The organism is Serratia sp. CY83965 (assembly GCF_052166375.1).
Classification (GTDB): Bacteria; Pseudomonadota; Gammaproteobacteria; order Enterobacterales; family Enterobacteriaceae; genus Serratia; species Serratia marcescens.
The window spans coordinates 303,968-318,952 of record NZ_JBJNOV010000010.1 but is presented as its reverse complement, the minus strand read 5'-3'; the positions used below and the strand labels follow the sequence as shown (position 1 = coordinate 318,952).

Below are 14,985 nucleotides of genomic sequence, written 5' to 3'. Positions count from 1 at the left end.
GTTAACTTTCATAGGATTATGACGTTTCAATTAAACTGCGATGAATGATCCGTTATTGGGCGATTAATGGATTAACTTTAATGAGATAATAAATGTGAAACGTTGATGTCGAGTTGATACCCGAAATGAAAGACGCAACGAGAACCGTGTCTCGCTGCGGCTGGATCCTACGGGAGAGGTGCAGGTTAGCAGACGGCGGCTTTGATCAGTTCCACCACCAGCGGCGAAAGCTCGCCGCGCAACGCAGCGCGTTCTGATTGGAACAGCGTGGCGACGTAAAAACGCCGGCCCGGCAGTTCGATGGCGCGCACGTCGCCTTCGGCATCGTGGCCGCTGATAATCAGCGGGAAGCGCTCAAGGTCGGCGACGAAGTCCGGATTCACGCCAAAGTTGCAGTGGTAGCCTTCATGGGTGTTCAGGCAGCCGTAGGCCTGCGCGACGCGCGTGTCAGGCTGAAAAACGATGTCGCCGGTTTTTTCCACCAGCGAGCAGCTCAGCGGGGCGATCACCAACCGGCCACCGCTGTCGGTTTCCGCATGGCCGGCGTCGTGCCAGCCCATCACGTTGCGGGCGTACTCGATGATGGCGTACTGAAAACCGCCGCAGGAACCGAGAAACGGCACGTCGTTTTCCCGCGCATGGCGGATCGCCATAAAGGCGCCGTCGTCGTGTCGATACGGGCTGCCCGGCACCACCCAGATGGCATCGAAATCTTGCAGGACATCGGGGGAGGTCAAGGATTCGGTCGGTAGCCACTGGGGCTGCACGTCGATGTCGAGATGGGCGGCGGTGAGCTGGAGCGCCACGGGGATGGCCTGATGGGCCACGGCTTGCGGGTTGTAATCACCGACCAGAGCAATGCGGACTTGAGCTTTCATCATTTCCTTTCCTGTGCGGGTAAAGAAGGAGATTACAGGAAAGCGGGATTTTGAGCCGCAGATTTTTTAAACGCGGCGCACAAAAAAGCCCGGCGTCGGCCGGGCTGGAAAATGGGGCTCAGTACAGCGACGGCGCACCAGCCGGTCGGGTTTTGAAGCGGCGGTGCAGCCACATGTATTGCTCCGGCGCCCGCATGATCTCTTTCTCGATCACTTTGTTCATGTAAGCCGCCGCCGCCTGTTCGTCGCTGAGCGGGTAGTCTTCCAGGGCCGGCTGGATCAGCAGGTCGTAGCCGCGGCCGCCTTCGCGGCGGATCAGCACCACCGGCACCAGCGCCGGGTTGGCCATGCGTGCCAGCATGAAGGTGCCGCTGGTGGTGGCGGCCTGATCGACGGCGAACAGCGGCGCGAATACGCTGCCGCGCGGGCCATAGTCCTGATCCGGCGCGAACCATACCGCCTCGCCGCGCTTGAGCGCGTGCACCATGCCGCGCAGATCCTTGCGGTCGATCATCGCCTTGTTGGAACGCATGCGGCCTTTGGTCTGCGCCCACTCCATCGCTTTATTGTTGTGCGGACGGTACATCGCCATCATCGGCTGGCACAGGCCCATAGCCCGGCCGCCCAGCTCCAGCGACATGAAGTGCACGCCGATCACCAGCACGCCGCGATCGTCGCGCTGCGCCATTTTGAGGTGGTTGATGCCGGAGACGTTGAACCAGCGTTTGACACGTTTATCCGACCAGAACCAGGCCATGCCGGTTTCCAACAGGCCCATGCCGAGCGATTCGAAGTTGCCCACCACCTTGCGCTCGCGCTGCGCTTCGTCCATCTCGGGGAAGCACAGCTCGAGGTTGCGACGGGTGATGGTGACGCGGCGTTTGAGAAATCGCATCGAGGTGCGCCCCATCCACACTCCCAGCCGATTGAGCAACGGGTAGGGGAGTTGGACCAGCAGGAACAGCAGGGCGAGGCCGAACCAGGTTAACCAGTAGCGCGGGTGCAGCAAGGCCAGTTGAAATGCTTTGGCTGATTTCATAGAAACTCTTTTTATACGTTAAAAGGGGCAGCAAGCTGTAACGCATAAAGGTTCCACTCGATAGCGATACGACTACTCAGACACCCAGGTACGGCCAGGGTTTAGTCGGAATTCCATAATTGACTAAACATTTACATTCGAAGGGCGGTTTGCGCTGCTATCAGGCTTCGGAGGGATAGCTGTTGGCCAGCGGAGGCGGCTCTAGGAATGCGTATGTTAACACAGGGTACGGGGTACAGAGGAAGAGAGGCATGCGAATATTCTCATTCGCGTTGCCTCTGGATTGACGATTGGCGGCGGTTTACAGACTGGGGAGGATGATGGCGGCGAAAATGGTGGCGATCACCAGCCACTTCAGCAGGTAGTAACCGCGGCGATTACGCGCCTTCAGGCGCTGGCCGGCGTCGCGCACCGCGTTGACGTATTTGAAGATGCGGTTGATGCCGCCGGTGCGGTCCTGATCGTCATTCGGCGAACTGGCCGCCGACATCAGCGTAGCGCCGACCCAGTGGTTGACCGCTTGCGCCCAGCGCCATTTCATGGGCCGCTCGACGTCGCAAAACAGAATGATGCGCGTCTGATCGGTGGCGTTCTGCGCCCAGTGCACGTAGGTTTCATCGAAGATCACCGCTTGGCCGTCGCGCCAGCTGTGCTGCTCGCCGTCCACCTCGATGAAGCAGCGATCGTCGTTGGGCGTCATCAGCCCCAGGTGATAGCGCACCGAGCCGGCGTAAGGATCGCGGTGTTTACCCAAATGGCTGCCGGGCGGCAGCTCGGCGAACATCGCCGCCTTTACGGATGGGATGCGGTTGAGCAGTTCGACGGTTTTCGGGCACAGCGTTTGCGCCGAAGGGTGGCTGTCGCTGTACCACTTCAGATAAAAACGTTTCCAGCCGCGTTTGAAGAAGGTGTTGAATCCGGCGTCGTTGTGCGACTGCGCCTTTTTGATGTGATCCTGCAAGCGCACGGCTTCCTCGCGGATCACCTGCCAGTTGTCGGTCAGCGTCTGCAGCTCCGGGAAGCCTTTTTCGTCGAAATAGGGCTGTTTGGCGGGCAAACGGGAGAAGCCGGTCATAAACATGTTGATCGGCCCCATAAAGGTGGAGTGATCGAACAGTTGGCGGGTAAGCTTTTGTTTCTCTTTGCCGCGGGAGTGTGCGTAGAGGAAGCTGATGATAAAAATGCCGATAATGATCGCGGCAACCATAGAATCCATCCCTGTTGGTGCTTGTTAAAAATTCGTACAAATTATAGTTTTGTGACAGGAAAAATTTAACTTTTTCGTGCGCTTTCCCCGCTCATACTGCTTGGTGGCATAAAAAATCAATAAAACCCTTGGTAATGAAATTTTATATCGATTTTTTTGGTTTTAGTCCTATTCTTAAATCGTTCAAGGGGTGTTTCATGCCATCTTGTGTCATGACGAATGGCACGTATCTGAGAAAAGAGGGACTTATGAAGAAATCAATCATTGCCTTGTCTGCACTGCTGCTCGCTTCCCCGGTGTTCGCTGCTGAAACCGCGACCGACACCGCCGCTCACGCCAGCAACGAGGTCGTCGCTGAGGCGCATAAAGGGGCGGATACCGCCAAAGAAAAGCTGCACCAGTCTCAGGACAAGGGTGAAGAGCTGAAGCTGAAAGCCAAGCACGCCGCTGAAGGCAAGAGCGACAGCGTCGGCAGCAAAGTGAGCGAAGGCTCGCAAAAAGCCTGGCACTCCACCAAACAGGGTACGGAGAAGGCTTGGGACAAGACCAAGCAAGGGGCGGAAAGCCTCAAGAACAAAGCGACCGAGTAAGGTCTCCGCTTTTTACCCCAAGGGCCGCGCCGCGGCCTTTTTTATTGCCCGCAAACCGGGCAGGCCACAAAAGAAAAAGGCGCCGCCTCTTGCAAGAGGGCGCCTTTTCAACACGTTAACGACTGGTATCAGCTAACGCTTTTTACTGGGACATATATGCCTGGTTGTCATGATTATTTTGCATCAAACCAATCAGCCATTTTTTCCTTTGTATCATTTTTTACTTCGTCGTCGATATGCATGCCAACAGAAGCTAAAGCGGTAGCGAGTACACCCAGATCGTCCGTGTATCCCACCACAGGCACGACATCAGGGATCGCATCAATTGGCAATACAAAATACGCCAACGCCCCGTAGATGGCTGTTTTGGCCCACAGTGGGGTATTAGGACGTTGAGCGGCAAAGTAAAGCCAAAGTGCTTTCTCAATCACCTCGCTTCCTGCTTTCTTTGCGTAACGCATGATTTTATTCCAGAAGCTGCTGTCGTCGAAATCTTCTGCTGTAGTATGTTTGTTTTCCAATTTAATTTCCTTTTAAAACAATTAATTATACTAATTATTATTGAGTTTGATTATTGTTCTTTAACTTATTTGAGGATTGGCAAGCATCCTGCTTTGAATGCGGCTGCCAGAATACCATTTGTAAGATGAGCAGCAATGAGATGAGGAAGGATAGTACGCTTGGAAATGAAATTACCCAAAAGAAAAAGGCGCTTATCAAATGAGATAAAGCGCCTTTTATCAACACGTTAACTGACTAGTATCAGTTCATGCCGTATTTTTTCAGCTTCTTGCGCAGCGTGCCGCGGTTGATGCCCATCATCAGGGCTGCGCGGGTCTGGTTGCCACGGGTGTATTGCATCACCATGTCCAACAGTGGCTGTTCAACTTCAGCCAGTACCAGCTCATACAGGTCATTTACGTCTTGACCGTTCAGTTGAGCAAAATAGTTCTTCAGTGCTTGTTTAACCGAGTCACGCAGAGGCTTTTGAGTCACCTGATCTTGTGAGTTAACGGTAGAAACGGTCAGTACGTCAGAATTTACGCGTTGTTCGAACATAGTTCTGTCAGCTCTTTTTTTACGCTAAGATTTTCGAAATATGCCTCCAACGCCTCCAGCTGTTCGCTGGCATCCTCTATGGCGTTGAATGTGCGCCGAAACTGGTCATTCGGAGCGTGTTCCTGGAGATACCAGGACACGTGCTTACGAGCAATCCGGAATCCCTTGCCTTGGCCATAGAAGCCGTGCAATTCCCGAATGTGCCCAATCAACAAGCGCTTCACCTCGCCAAGCGGCAGCGGCGGCAGCAACTCCCCAGTGTCCAGATAATGCTGGATTTCCCGGAAGATCCAGGGTCTCCCCTGAGCAGCGCGGCCTATCATCAGGGCATCGGCCCCGGTGTAGTCAAGCACTGCTCTGGCTTTATGCGGGTCAGTAATATCCCCATTCGCGATAATCGGAATGGAAACACTCTGCTTAACTGCCCGAATGCTGTCGTATTCCGCGTCGCCGTTAAACAGACAGGCGCGGGTTCGGCCGTGAATCGTCAGGGCCTGAATACCACAGTCTTCGGCCAGTTGGGCAATCTCTACACAGTTACGATGCTCTGGCGCCCAGCCGGTGCGAATCTTCAGCGTTACCGGCACATCCACCGCGTCAACCACCGCGTGGAGGATCCGTTTAACCAGATCCGGGTACTGCAACAAAGCGGACCCGGCAAGCTTCCGGTTCACTTTTTTGGCCGGGCATCCCATATTGATGTCGATGATCTGCGCGCCGCTGGCCACGTTGATACGCGCGGCGGCGGCCATATCATCAGGATCGCATCCGGCAATCTGCACGGAGCGGATCCCTGGTTCATCGCTATGCACCATACGCAGACGCGACTTATCCGTCCGCCACACCTCCGGGTTGGAGGAGAGCATTTCGGATACGGCCATCCCAGCACCCATTGCATGACAGAGGGTTCTGAACGGGCGATCTGTAATACCGGCCATCGGGGCCGCAATCAGGCAATTAGTAAGCTGGTGGTGTCCAATGCGCATAGACAAAGAGTGACCATACTGTGTCCGCAAGGGCGCGTATATTACGCATTTTTGCGCCGAGATGAAAGGCCAAACTTTAACCAATTGGCTCGCTATTAGGGCAAAAAATGCGCTGCGCAGTGATTCATAAAAATATTGTATATATTTTACAATGAGTTGACGAAAAGCGCTTGTTTTGTGTGCGGTAAAATATTCGCCTTTGCACAGGATATTATCTGCATTCGCCCGCTATTTTTGCCGGGATAGCCTGCCTGGAAGGCGCATTGTCAGGGCGATCCATCGTTGAAAGGCGAAAAATTGCATAAAATTTTGTCTTGCCCGTGGCCGATCGCCGGACAAAAAAAATCCACCGGCGAGGGGCCGGTGGATGAGGGAGCAATATACCGTGGTGCTTATTTACGGCGGCCGGTGATACGGCACCACTCTTCGCGCTCGGCGACCGGATCGAGCGTGAACTTCTCTTCGTAGGCTTCCGCTACGCTGCTCGCCTGGCTGGCCAGCACGCCGGACAGCCCCAGATGACCGCCGGCCTTCGGCAGGCAACCGATCAGCGGCGCCAGCTCGCGCAGCGGGCCGGCGAGGATGTTGGCGACCACCACGTCCGCCAGCAGGTCCGCCGGCTGGTCTTTCGGCAGATACAGCTCCAGACGCTCTGAGACGCCGTTACGCTGCGCGTTGTCGCGGCTGGCCTGAATGGCCTGGGGATCGATGTCGATGCCGATAGCGCGCGCCGCACCCAGCTTCAGCGCGGCGATCGCCAGAATGCCGGAACCGCAGCCGAAGTCGATGACGGTTTTGCCGGCCAGATCGAGGCCGTCCAGCCACTGCAGACACAGCGCGGTGGTCGGGTGGGTGCCGGTGCCGAACGCCAGGCCCGGATCGAGCATCACGTTAACCGCGTCAGGATCCGGCACGTCGCGCCAGCTCGGGCAGATCCACAAGCGCTCGCCGAAGCGCATCGGGTGGAAGTTGTCCATCCACTCGCGCTCCCAGTCCTTGTCTTCCAGCTGTTCTATCTTGTGGCGGAAACCGGCGCCCAGCAGCGGGTGCTGCTCCAGCATCGCCACCACCTCGGCCATATCGGTTTCCGCGTCGTACAGGCCGATCACATCGGTATCGCCCCACAGCAGGGTTTCACCCGGCAGCGGCTCGAACACCGGGTTGTCGTGGGTGTCCTGGAAGGTCACCGACACGGCGCCGCTTTCCACCAGCGCGTCGCTCAGGTCTTCCGCCTGGCTGCCGGTGGTGTTCAGTTTGAGTTGGATCCAAGGCATAGCAATTCTCTTCAAGAGGGTAATGATGACGCCGCCCGGCGCTTTTCGCCGACGACGTTACCGAGATAAAACGCCAACAGGCTGAGCAACAGCGAAGGCACGATAGGATGCAGCCCCGCCGGTTGCAGGTTGAAGCTGGCCAATAGCGTATAGCATACCGCACCCGACACCATTGAGCTAAGCGCTCCCTGAGCATTGGCGCGTTCCCAATACAGACCCAGCACCAGCGGCCACAGGAACACCGCCTCCAGCCCGCCGAAAGCCAGCAGGTTGAGCCAGATGATCATCTCCGGCGGGCGCCAGGCCGCCAGCAGCACCAGCAGGCCGAGGATCAGCGTGGTCAGGCTGGAGAAGCGCTTGATCAACCGCTCGTTGTGGATCTGCTGCGGCCGCACGCCCAGGTAGAGATCCTTGATGATGGTGGCGGAGGACTGCAGCAGTTGGGCGTTGATGGTCGACATGATCGCCGCCATCGGCGCCGCCAAAAAGATCCCGGCGGCGTACGGCGGCAACACGGTGATCATCAGCGTCGGGATCACCTGGTCGGGGATCTTGAGATCCGGCAACACCGCGCGGCCGAGCGCACCGGCCAGGTGCATGCCGAACATCAGCACCGCCACCACCACGGTGCCGAGCAGAATGCCGCGATGCACCGCCTTGCTGTCCTTGTAGGAGATGCAGCGCACGGCGGTGTGCGGCAGGCCGATCACCCCGAAGCACACCAGGATCCAGAATGACGCCATAAACGGCAGACTGAGGATCTGATCGCCGCCCTGCGGCGACACCAGCGCCGGATCGATCTGCTGCAGTTTGCTCACAGCGCTGTCCAGTCCGCCGGCGGCATGGATCACCGCCACCAGCAGCAGCACGGTGCCGAGCAGCATCACCAGCCCCTGCATGGCGTCGTTCAGCACGCTGGCGCGGAAGCCGCCGAAGGCGGTGTACAGCGCGATGCTGATGCCGAAGATCAACAGACCGGTGTCGTAAGGAATGCCGGCGGCGGTCTCCAGCAGGCGTGCGCCGCCGATGAACTGCACCGTCATGGCGCCGAGGAACGCCACCAGCAGGCTGAGGCTGGCCAGCCACACCAGCAGGCGGCTTTGGTAGCGGCCATACAGCATGTCATTGAGAGTAATGGCGTTGTAGCGCCGCGCCAGGATGGCGAATTTCTTGCCCAGCACGCCGAGCGACAGCCACACCGCCGGCAGTTGGATCATCGCCAGCAGCACCCAGCCCAGGCCATATTTGTAGGCGGCGCCAGGCCCGCCGATAAACGAACTGGCGCTGATGTAGGTGGCGGTCAGGGTCATCGCCAGCACAAAGCCGCCCATCGAGCGGTTGCCGAGGAAATATTCGCTGAGGAAGTTTCCGTTCTGGCGGCGCCGATAGGCGTACACCGACAGGCCGAACACCAGCAACAAGTAGGCGACCAGCGGCAGGATCACTTCAGTTTGCATCGCGATCCTCCAGCGAAATGTCGCGGAACACCGTGCGCACCATCAGCCAGCACAGGCCGATGAACAGCAGCGGCACCAGCAGGCAGGCCATTTCGAACCAGTGCGGCAGGCCGGTGACGCCGATGGCGCTGTCCGGCAGGTAGGCCGCCAGCCCCCAGGCCAGCAGGTAGAGCAGCGTCAGCCCCAGCGCCCAGCGCGCTTCGCGGTGCGCCTGAATAAAGCGTTTGTCCATCAGTGTCCCCCATAGGTTTACGATGATGGCTTGTGACAAGAACAGATGAAGGAACAGGATTGTACGGAATGTGCGGCGTTTGGCTAATAAATTATTCACCTTTCCGGTGAACGCAACGGGGCGATGGAAAGAAAAGAGAGGGGTAAATATATAAATTTTTGCCGGTTTATTTCGATGAGAAAATAATTAAAGAGAATGGGAAAGGAATGGGTTTTATATTGGTTGGCGCAACCGGAATCGAACCAGGTGACCTCTGTGAAGTATGACACAGCGCTCTACCACTGAGCTACACGCCTGCAATAAACAAATTTATAACATCTCCTAATCATTCATGTAAATAGATTTCTTTTATTTTTTGGCATTAAATAAATCGTTCGATTAAATAATAACCTGCATATCCTTCGCTATTTATTTACTGTGATTAATATCACGATAAAGCCGCCCCGTTAATGTGCTTAAACAAGGGCGGCGTTAATTAGCGGATTAACAATGTCACACGGTTATCGTTCTTTTCTCAGATATTCTTTCTGAAATAGTATAAAGAACGATGACGCCGATGCATAAAAAGAACATCACGGCATACAGGGCGCCACCGCCACCTTGTTTTAACAGCAAACCGCCGACAAAAGGGGCGAGCGCCAGGCCAAATTCGTAAAACGTGGCGGCACCGAAGTAAGCCCCTTTTAGGTTAGCCGGCGCCATACGATCAATTTGTATATTGAGCGTAGGGAACAGGATGACTTCACCGAGGCTGAGCAGGAACATGGCGACCAACCACAGCCCCCAGCTTTCACTGGAAACCAGCAGGAAGACAATTTGTGAAAGCGCGAGAAAGAACACGCCCAGGCTGGTTTTCAGTGCCAATGACATGCGACGGGTAAAGCGCTCGGTGAAATACTGCAGCGTTATCACCGTGGCTGCATTGATGAATATCAGCACGCTGAGCAGGTATTCGGGGTTGTGCACCTGGCTGATCATGAGGTATTGCGGCAGCGTCACGTCGATCTGCCCGTAGACCAGCATCACCAAAATGTTGGCGACAACCAAAACCTTGAACGCCTGATCGTTCCAGATAATCCGCAAAGAGCCAATGAACGAGAAGGTGGCGTTGCGCGTTTCTTTACCGTGCCCCGCTTTGAATACCGCGAGCACCAGCAGCAAATAGCAAAGGAACGACAATGCGGTGACGAAGAAGGTGGCCTTCTGCGCCGTCAGCCCGAGAGCGACACCCACTAATGGGCCTACGGCTGCGCCCACGTTCATCAGGAAGTAGCGGATGTTCAACGCGCGTTCTCGCTCTTGCCTGTCATGGAGAATATCGCCGATCACCGCTTTGCTGGCGGGTTCGATCAATGAGCGCGAAATGCCATTGAGTAAAATACCGACAAAATACCACGCCGGTGAGTTGGCCAACGCAAGTACGCTAAATGAAATGATAGCGGCAATTGCACCGAGAATAATCAACGTGCGACGGCCATATTTGTCTGAAGCGCCACCGAAGAGATAGCCGAAAGAAATAGACACGATAAGTGATACGCTCATCATGACGCCGATTTCCACCGGAGTCATCGCGTAGTTATTTCTCATGAGAATGGTAATGAATGGCCAAATCATGAAAAAGCAGGCGCGCGTCAAAAACGTCCCGATAAAGATAACCCATATTTCTTTTGGGAAATAAGGGATGAATGTTGACCTCAAGGCGGTTTCTCCTTAAATGTTGCTCGTCGTCTGTTGAACCGAGTGTATTACACCTTTTCCAAACTTTCCTTTTCCCATCGGTTAGCCAGAGTGAGTAACGGCGTCACTCCGGCCTCTCTAATCCTCGCGATGAGATTTTTCCGCTGATCGAAGATAACCGGATGCGGGCTGATGCCTTGAATAATCGCGGCGACAGTCGCCGAGACTGGCGCGCTATGCGCCAGCGTTGGAATCGCCAGAACGTTCATGCAGTATTCAAACATGGAATCGACGGAGTTCAATTTACCCAACATCAAGAACGTCATTTCATCTCCGACGAGGGTAGCGCCAAGGCTGTCGAATATCATTTTGACTTGCGCCACGGGCTTCTCTTTCAGATGGAAACTGAGCAGTGCGCGGAACTGGTCGCGATTCAGACGGCCCTGTTTCATCTCGTCATTCAGCATGGCGAGTGCCTGGCGTACATAATTTTCCTCTTCGTTGAACAGATCTGCCGAAGCGCAGCGGAAATGCTGTTTGAGGAAATACCAGTGAAAGACATATTTGCCGTCGAATTCGAGGCGAACAACGTTGGTGAAGTCTTCCAGATCGTGCCGTTCCGGGTGGAATTCGCTGAGATCGCAACGAATATCGATGCCGGAAGAGGAGGCGATTCGGCGGCAAATGGTGGCGATATCAGCTTCGCCCAATAGCGCTTGCAGCATATGCTGCATGTTGTTACCGCCGGCGGCCAACTCGCAATAGGCGTCTTTGCCTGGCGTCAGGTATTTGATTCGGCTGTCGCGTGCATTGAGTGATGAGGCAATCTCAGCCCACTGGTTATGTACTTCCTGGCTTCTGATCGTTTCCAAACGAGGGTTTTTTTCATAGAACGCGATGACGCGCGGATCGACAGCCAGGCCGCTGCGTTTGAGTATTCCGGCGTCAAGCTGCGCGCTTGCTTGGTTTTTCACCAGGACATTGATGAAGTTGCGCAGCGAACTCTCCCCGCAATCTGAGAACGAGACGTCAGAATCCGGCGCGGGGCGGCAGGTTTTGGTGATGCACAGCGGCGGAAAATAGCGGCCGTACACTTCGCGATCGTAGTAGTCATGGCAGCGATCGGGGAAATGCGTCTCGCCCGTCGCCGTTTCGCCGAACAGCTCCCCGCTCAGCTCCCGCAGTTGCTGCATGTAGGCGGTCAACTTGCCGAAGTTACCCTTGCATTTCAGCCACAGCGCCGCGTTGAGCAAATGAAACACCTCTCTGTCGTGCCCGGCGGTGCGGCTGGCCGCGATCAGTAAACGACATAAATTGTGCAACTCGGCCAGCAAGCTGTCGCGATCTGCACAGTGGATACCGACGTAATCCTGCACACGTCGCGGCAGATAGCGGTGATACTTGTTGAAAGGCAGATGCAATGCAATGAAGTCGGCGCTGAATCCCTCAGTTTGCAGCCGTGTGACGGTGCTTTCGGTAAAACTTTCCGCCAGCATGCTGGCGCGCAAGGTGGCTTCATCTTTTTGCTGGCGGGCATGTTCGACGGCGGCCTGCGCGTTTTGCCAGGCGGGGAACAGGCCGGCTTGATGCACGGCTTCTTGCTGCGCCGCATTCACGCGTGCTTCCAGCTCGGCGATTTCGGCATTGAGCGCCAACAGTTGCGCCTCTTTATTTTCCGCAGCGCTCTTGCCCAGCGCTTTTTTACCGGCTTTTAGCGCGGCGATCGCGGTTCGAAGTGGCGGGATCCGTGACGGCTGCGCTTTGGCGGCATTTTCCGCCTGTTGCAGGATCTGGTTCAGCGCTTTTTCTTGCGCTTTCAAATGGGCGCCGAGGGAGAGCGCTTCGCGTTCTGCGGCCGCGATCTGCGCTTTTGTGTCCTCGAACTGTTGCAGCACGCTGTCGCAAAGCCGGCGTATTTGCACAGAAAGCCGATGTTGCTGCTCAATGGCAGCGTGAAAGTCCGTTTCATCTCGTACATGCTGATATAACGAGGCGATATCATTGTCGGTGAAACGCTGGCTGCTCATGAAAGCCACCAGCCGTGCAAGGGTAGAGGGGGAAAACCAGGTGAACGGGTTCTTCACCTCTTTGCTTACGTCAAACTCGACCAGGTCAGTACGGTAGAACAACGCGCGCGCCACCTGGCCGATCGGGTGATCGGCGCCAAGAAAACGGTAATACTTTTCCGCGAGTTCGTTGTTGCACCAGAGCACCCCGTACAGTGGCGAAAGAAAACGATACTCAGGGCGGAACGGCATGTAGAGATCGCGGAAAGTCTGTCTGGTTTGATCGGTCGTCATCAGCTAAAACCTTGGATGATGTTTTTTAACTTGAGCGCCGCCTGGTGGATTTGTTGTTGTTCATCCTGATTGGGCATCAGCGACAGCGGCGTAAAGACGTCGTCGCGCAGAGCCAGCGGCCAGGACATGAACACGCCCAGTTCCGGCAGCCAGACCGAACCGCAGCAGGGGGTTTCGTCCCGTTGGATGATGCGCTCAAGCAAGATAAGAATGGAGGCGGACGGGCCATATTTAGGAGGGCGCCGCATTTTGTGAAATATGTCCAACCCTTGATTGCGGGTATCGGTGACGATTTGCGCCAGCGCCTGTGCCGAAAGTACCTGGTTCAGCGGTCCCTCGTCGGTTGTTACCTGGCTGAGCAAGGGCACCAACCCGGCGCCGTGCTCGCCGCAGACTGTCAGGCTACGCGCGTCGATGCGCTGCATGTCGATCCCGGAAATGCGGCAGATACTTTTCAGCAGCCTGGCGGTATTGTGCGCGGCGCCGATACCTATCACCCGGCAGCGAGAGTCGAGCAGGATTTTATCGATGTAATAGCTGATGCTATCCACCGGATTGACCGCATTGATGATGTGACAGCCGGGAGCAATGAAGGGTTTGGCTCGGCTAAAAATGGCCTCGCTGAGCCGTACGTGATCGTCCAGCAACGCCTGGCGGTCATGCATCGGAAAGGTTGAAGGCACGCCATAGCAACAGAGGATCACGCCAGCTCCCTCGATGTGGCGGTAGTCATCCGTCACAACAATCTTGGGTAAAGACGTTCGGTTATGGCGTGAGAAGAGCGCTTCCGCCAGCAGGCCATCAAGAATATCTTCGCAAACGGCTGAATACTTTTCGGTATTTCGGCAGATGATCACGACTTCATTGACGCTGCCACGTCGCTCGGTCGTACTTAACAGCGCGTTTAGCGTCTCTTGCCCAATGCCGCCGAATCCCAATAAAACAATTTTCATGACCGCTCCTGATGACCTGCCCGGCTTATGCTTCGATCAGTTCGGCCAGTCTTGCATACTGCTTCTCAACCATACTCCACCCTTTATCGAGTACGGCTTTGACACGCTGGAATTGTTCTTCGGTCATCCCCTTGAAGAACGCTTTATCCACTTCCTGATGATCGCCATCGAATTCGGAGTGATCCTCGAAATGGTTCTGTTTGCTCGGATCGAACACGTGTTTGATGTTGTTATAGAAAACGAAAGCCGAACCTTCGATGACAAAGTGCACCAGGATAGCCTGTTCCAGATTATCCAGCGTGATCATCTGGTGGTTGAACCAGATGCACAGTGCTTCAAAGATCGCGTCTTCGCGAACTTGGAGGTTATCGCGGCTGTTGCGCAGCACTTCGTCATGGCCGAATTCTTCTTTCAGATGCTCACTGAAGAAACGTGAGAAGCGAACGTCTTCACACAGTGCGCTACGCAGCAGCACCATTTTTTGGAACTGATCGGACAGGATCTGCAGGTAGTCCAGGAACAAGGATTTTTTCGCCTCGGAGAACGTTTTATCCTTGGCGAATGCGGTAAAGATCTTGTTGTCCTGGTAGCGCTCGATGTAGCGGGCGTTATGCGCTTTAAGCTGATGGTAGTAAGCGTAGGGATCTTGATCGAAAGTCACCAGCGGCTTGCTTGGATCTTCATAGAGCCCGCGCTCCTCAAACTGGATTGACAGCCCCCAGTAGCCGTTGTCGCCCGCGCCGATGAAGCCGTGATCCGCGCCTGGTGGAATGCAGATGACATCGCCTGGAACGGCCCGGCGGTCAACGCCGTCTCCCAGCAGGATCGCTTCCCCTTCACAAATGATATACAGCGAAGATATTGGATGAACATGCACATCCAGCTTTTCGTTTTTCGCCAGACGCACCCAGCTTACTGCCAGGCGTGCCTGTTCGGGAATAAAGCGGTTCATTTCCTCATTGGCGCGGAAATTCTTCACTTCGCCCAAAAGCTTCTCTATCCCGTTTTCCTTAATGCTTTTTATGGTTTCCATGTCAGCACGGTGGTACTGGGAAAACACGGGCTTACGGTCGTATTCAGTTACATGGCTCATTAAGACATACTCATCTAAGTCAATAAAAAGGATAAATAAAAAGAGAAAAAGAGCGCGCTGCATTCGATCGACGGCGACAATAGCACGGGCTATCACCGAGCGGATGTGATCGGGGTCAAGCTTTGTAATTAATACGTTAATTTTGTTAAAGCTTATGGCGTGTAAAAATGCGAGGAGTTGAGTTTTTTTCTTGCTAATATTTATTTTCAAGCTATGAGTTAAATATTTTTTGTTTAAAAA

The 14,985-nt window shown here is 55.1% G+C and carries 14 protein-coding genes and 1 tRNA gene; 1 reads left to right on the top strand and 14 read right to left on the bottom strand.

The window, feature by feature from the left end; translation table 11 throughout:
* Nucleotides 1-185 precede the first annotated feature (185 nt).
* The 3 genes from ACJ8PL_RS19360 to lpxO all read right to left on the bottom strand — a co-directional run bounded on the left by ACJ8PL_RS19360 (nucleotide 186) and on the right by lpxO (nucleotide 3,124).
* Nucleotides 186-881, bottom strand: a complete 696-nt coding sequence (locus tag ACJ8PL_RS19360; protein WP_232036907.1) for a CTP synthase C-terminal region-related (seleno)protein — start codon at nucleotides 879-881, stop codon at nucleotides 186-188.
* A 115-nt stretch (nucleotides 882-996) separates the two neighbouring features.
* A complete protein-coding gene (lpxP, locus tag ACJ8PL_RS19355; protein WP_016930250.1) occupies nucleotides 997-1,917 on the bottom strand; it encodes a kdo(2)-lipid IV(A) palmitoleoyltransferase in 921 nt (306 codons plus the stop codon).
* A 301-nt stretch (nucleotides 1,918-2,218) separates the two neighbouring features.
* Entirely contained in the window at nucleotides 2,219-3,124 is a 906-nt protein-coding gene (gene lpxO / locus ACJ8PL_RS19350) for a lipid A hydroxylase LpxO (protein WP_234213223.1), read from the bottom strand.
* 248 nt (nucleotides 3,125-3,372) lie between these two features.
* On the opposite strand from lpxO, the gene ACJ8PL_RS19345 reads away from it, so the two are divergent.
* Nucleotides 3,373-3,714, top strand: a complete 342-nt coding sequence (locus ACJ8PL_RS19345; protein ID WP_016930249.1) for a hypothetical protein — start codon at nucleotides 3,373-3,375, stop codon at nucleotides 3,712-3,714.
* A gap of 173 nt (nucleotides 3,715-3,887) precedes the next feature.
* On the opposite strand, the gene ACJ8PL_RS19340 is transcribed toward ACJ8PL_RS19345, so the two are convergent.
* The 11 genes from ACJ8PL_RS19340 to ACJ8PL_RS19290 all read right to left on the bottom strand — a co-directional run bounded on the left by ACJ8PL_RS19340 (nucleotide 3,888) and on the right by ACJ8PL_RS19290 (nucleotide 14,745).
* Complete coding sequence (locus ACJ8PL_RS19340; protein WP_016930248.1) at nucleotides 3,888-4,235, bottom strand: YkvA family protein; 348 nt, start codon at nucleotides 4,233-4,235, stop codon at nucleotides 3,888-3,890.
* A 241-nt stretch (nucleotides 4,236-4,476) separates the two neighbouring features.
* The gene (gene fis, locus ACJ8PL_RS19335; RefSeq protein WP_000462905.1) at nucleotides 4,477-4,773 is read right to left on the bottom strand and encodes a DNA-binding transcriptional regulator Fis; all 297 of its coding nucleotides are present in this window, start codon (nucleotides 4,771-4,773) and stop codon (nucleotides 4,477-4,479) included.
* Nucleotides 4,755-5,759 (bottom strand): tRNA dihydrouridine synthase DusB, encoded by a 1,005-nt coding sequence (gene dusB / locus ACJ8PL_RS19330; RefSeq protein WP_004936856.1) that lies wholly within the window; start codon nucleotides 5,757-5,759, stop codon nucleotides 4,755-4,757. The genes fis and dusB overlap by 19 nt, the downstream gene beginning before the upstream one ends.
* A 392-nt stretch (nucleotides 5,760-6,151) precedes the next feature.
* Complete coding sequence (prmA, locus tag ACJ8PL_RS19325; protein ID WP_016930246.1) at nucleotides 6,152-7,033, bottom strand: 50S ribosomal protein L11 methyltransferase; 882 nt, start codon at nucleotides 7,031-7,033, stop codon at nucleotides 6,152-6,154.
* 11 nt (nucleotides 7,034-7,044) lie between these two features.
* Nucleotides 7,045-8,490: a sodium/pantothenate symporter gene (panF, locus tag ACJ8PL_RS19320; protein ID WP_004936863.1), complete on the bottom strand. Its 1,446-nt coding sequence runs from the start codon at nucleotides 8,488-8,490 to the stop codon at nucleotides 7,045-7,047.
* The gene (locus tag ACJ8PL_RS19315) at nucleotides 8,480-8,722 is read right to left on the bottom strand and encodes a YhdT family protein (protein WP_004936865.1); all 243 of its coding nucleotides are present in this window, start codon (nucleotides 8,720-8,722) and stop codon (nucleotides 8,480-8,482) included. The genes panF and ACJ8PL_RS19315 overlap by 11 nt, the downstream gene beginning before the upstream one ends.
* A 219-nt stretch (nucleotides 8,723-8,941) precedes the next feature.
* Nucleotides 8,942-9,018 (bottom strand) — tRNA-OTHER (locus ACJ8PL_RS19310).
* A gap of 196 nt (nucleotides 9,019-9,214) precedes the next feature.
* Complete coding sequence (locus ACJ8PL_RS19305; RefSeq protein ID WP_016930245.1) at nucleotides 9,215-10,420, bottom strand: MDR family MFS transporter; 1,206 nt, start codon at nucleotides 10,418-10,420, stop codon at nucleotides 9,215-9,217.
* Nucleotides 10,421-10,467: 47 nt separating this feature from the next.
* Complete coding sequence (locus ACJ8PL_RS19300) at nucleotides 10,468-12,699, bottom strand: hypothetical protein (RefSeq protein WP_442531329.1); 2,232 nt, start codon at nucleotides 12,697-12,699, stop codon at nucleotides 10,468-10,470.
* The gene (locus ACJ8PL_RS19295; RefSeq protein WP_079450126.1) at nucleotides 12,699-13,652 is read right to left on the bottom strand and encodes a lactate/malate family dehydrogenase; all 954 of its coding nucleotides are present in this window, start codon (nucleotides 13,650-13,652) and stop codon (nucleotides 12,699-12,701) included. Before ACJ8PL_RS19295 ends, ACJ8PL_RS19300 begins: the two co-directional genes overlap by 1 nt.
* Nucleotides 13,653-13,677: 25 nt before the next feature.
* Entirely contained in the window at nucleotides 13,678-14,745 is a 1,068-nt protein-coding gene (locus ACJ8PL_RS19290) for a cupin domain-containing protein (protein ID WP_028127541.1), read from the bottom strand.
* Nucleotides 14,746-14,985: the final 240 nt, after the last annotated feature.

What these genes read in the sequence shown, in the direction of transcription:
- ACJ8PL_RS19360 (WP_232036907.1), bottom strand. Translation starts at nt 881, where the DNA reads ATGATGAAAGCTCAAGTCCGCATTGCTCTGGTCGGTGATTACAACCCG.
- lpxP (WP_016930250.1), bottom strand. Translation starts at nt 1,917, where the DNA reads ATGAAATCAGCCAAAGCATTTCAACTGGCCTTGCTGCACCCGCGCTAC.
- lpxO (WP_234213223.1), bottom strand. Translation starts at nt 3,124, where the DNA reads ATGGTTGCCGCGATCATTATCGGCATTTTTATCATCAGCTTCCTCTAC.
- ACJ8PL_RS19345 (WP_016930249.1), top strand. Translation starts at nt 3,373, where the DNA reads ATGAAGAAATCAATCATTGCCTTGTCTGCACTGCTGCTCGCTTCCCCG.
- fis (WP_000462905.1), bottom strand. Translation starts at nt 4,773, where the DNA reads ATGTTCGAACAACGCGTAAATTCTGACGTACTGACCGTTTCTACCGTT.
- dusB (WP_004936856.1), bottom strand. Translation starts at nt 5,759, where the DNA reads ATGCGCATTGGACACCACCAGCTTACTAATTGCCTGATTGCGGCCCCG.
- prmA (WP_016930246.1), bottom strand. Translation starts at nt 7,033, where the DNA reads ATGCCTTGGATCCAACTCAAACTGAACACCACCGGCAGCCAGGCGGAA.
- panF (WP_004936863.1), bottom strand. Translation starts at nt 8,490, where the DNA reads ATGCAAACTGAAGTGATCCTGCCGCTGGTCGCCTACTTGTTGCTGGTG.
- ACJ8PL_RS19315 (WP_004936865.1), bottom strand. Translation starts at nt 8,722, where the DNA reads ATGGACAAACGCTTTATTCAGGCGCACCGCGAAGCGCGCTGGGCGCTG.
- ACJ8PL_RS19300 (WP_442531329.1), bottom strand. Translation starts at nt 12,699, where the DNA reads ATGACGACCGATCAAACCAGACAGACTTTCCGCGATCTCTACATGCCG.
- ACJ8PL_RS19295 (WP_079450126.1), bottom strand. Translation starts at nt 13,652, where the DNA reads ATGAAAATTGTTTTATTGGGATTCGGCGGCATTGGGCAAGAGACGCTA.
- ACJ8PL_RS19290 (WP_028127541.1), bottom strand. Translation starts at nt 14,745, where the DNA reads ATGAGCCATGTAACTGAATACGACCGTAAGCCCGTGTTTTCCCAGTAC.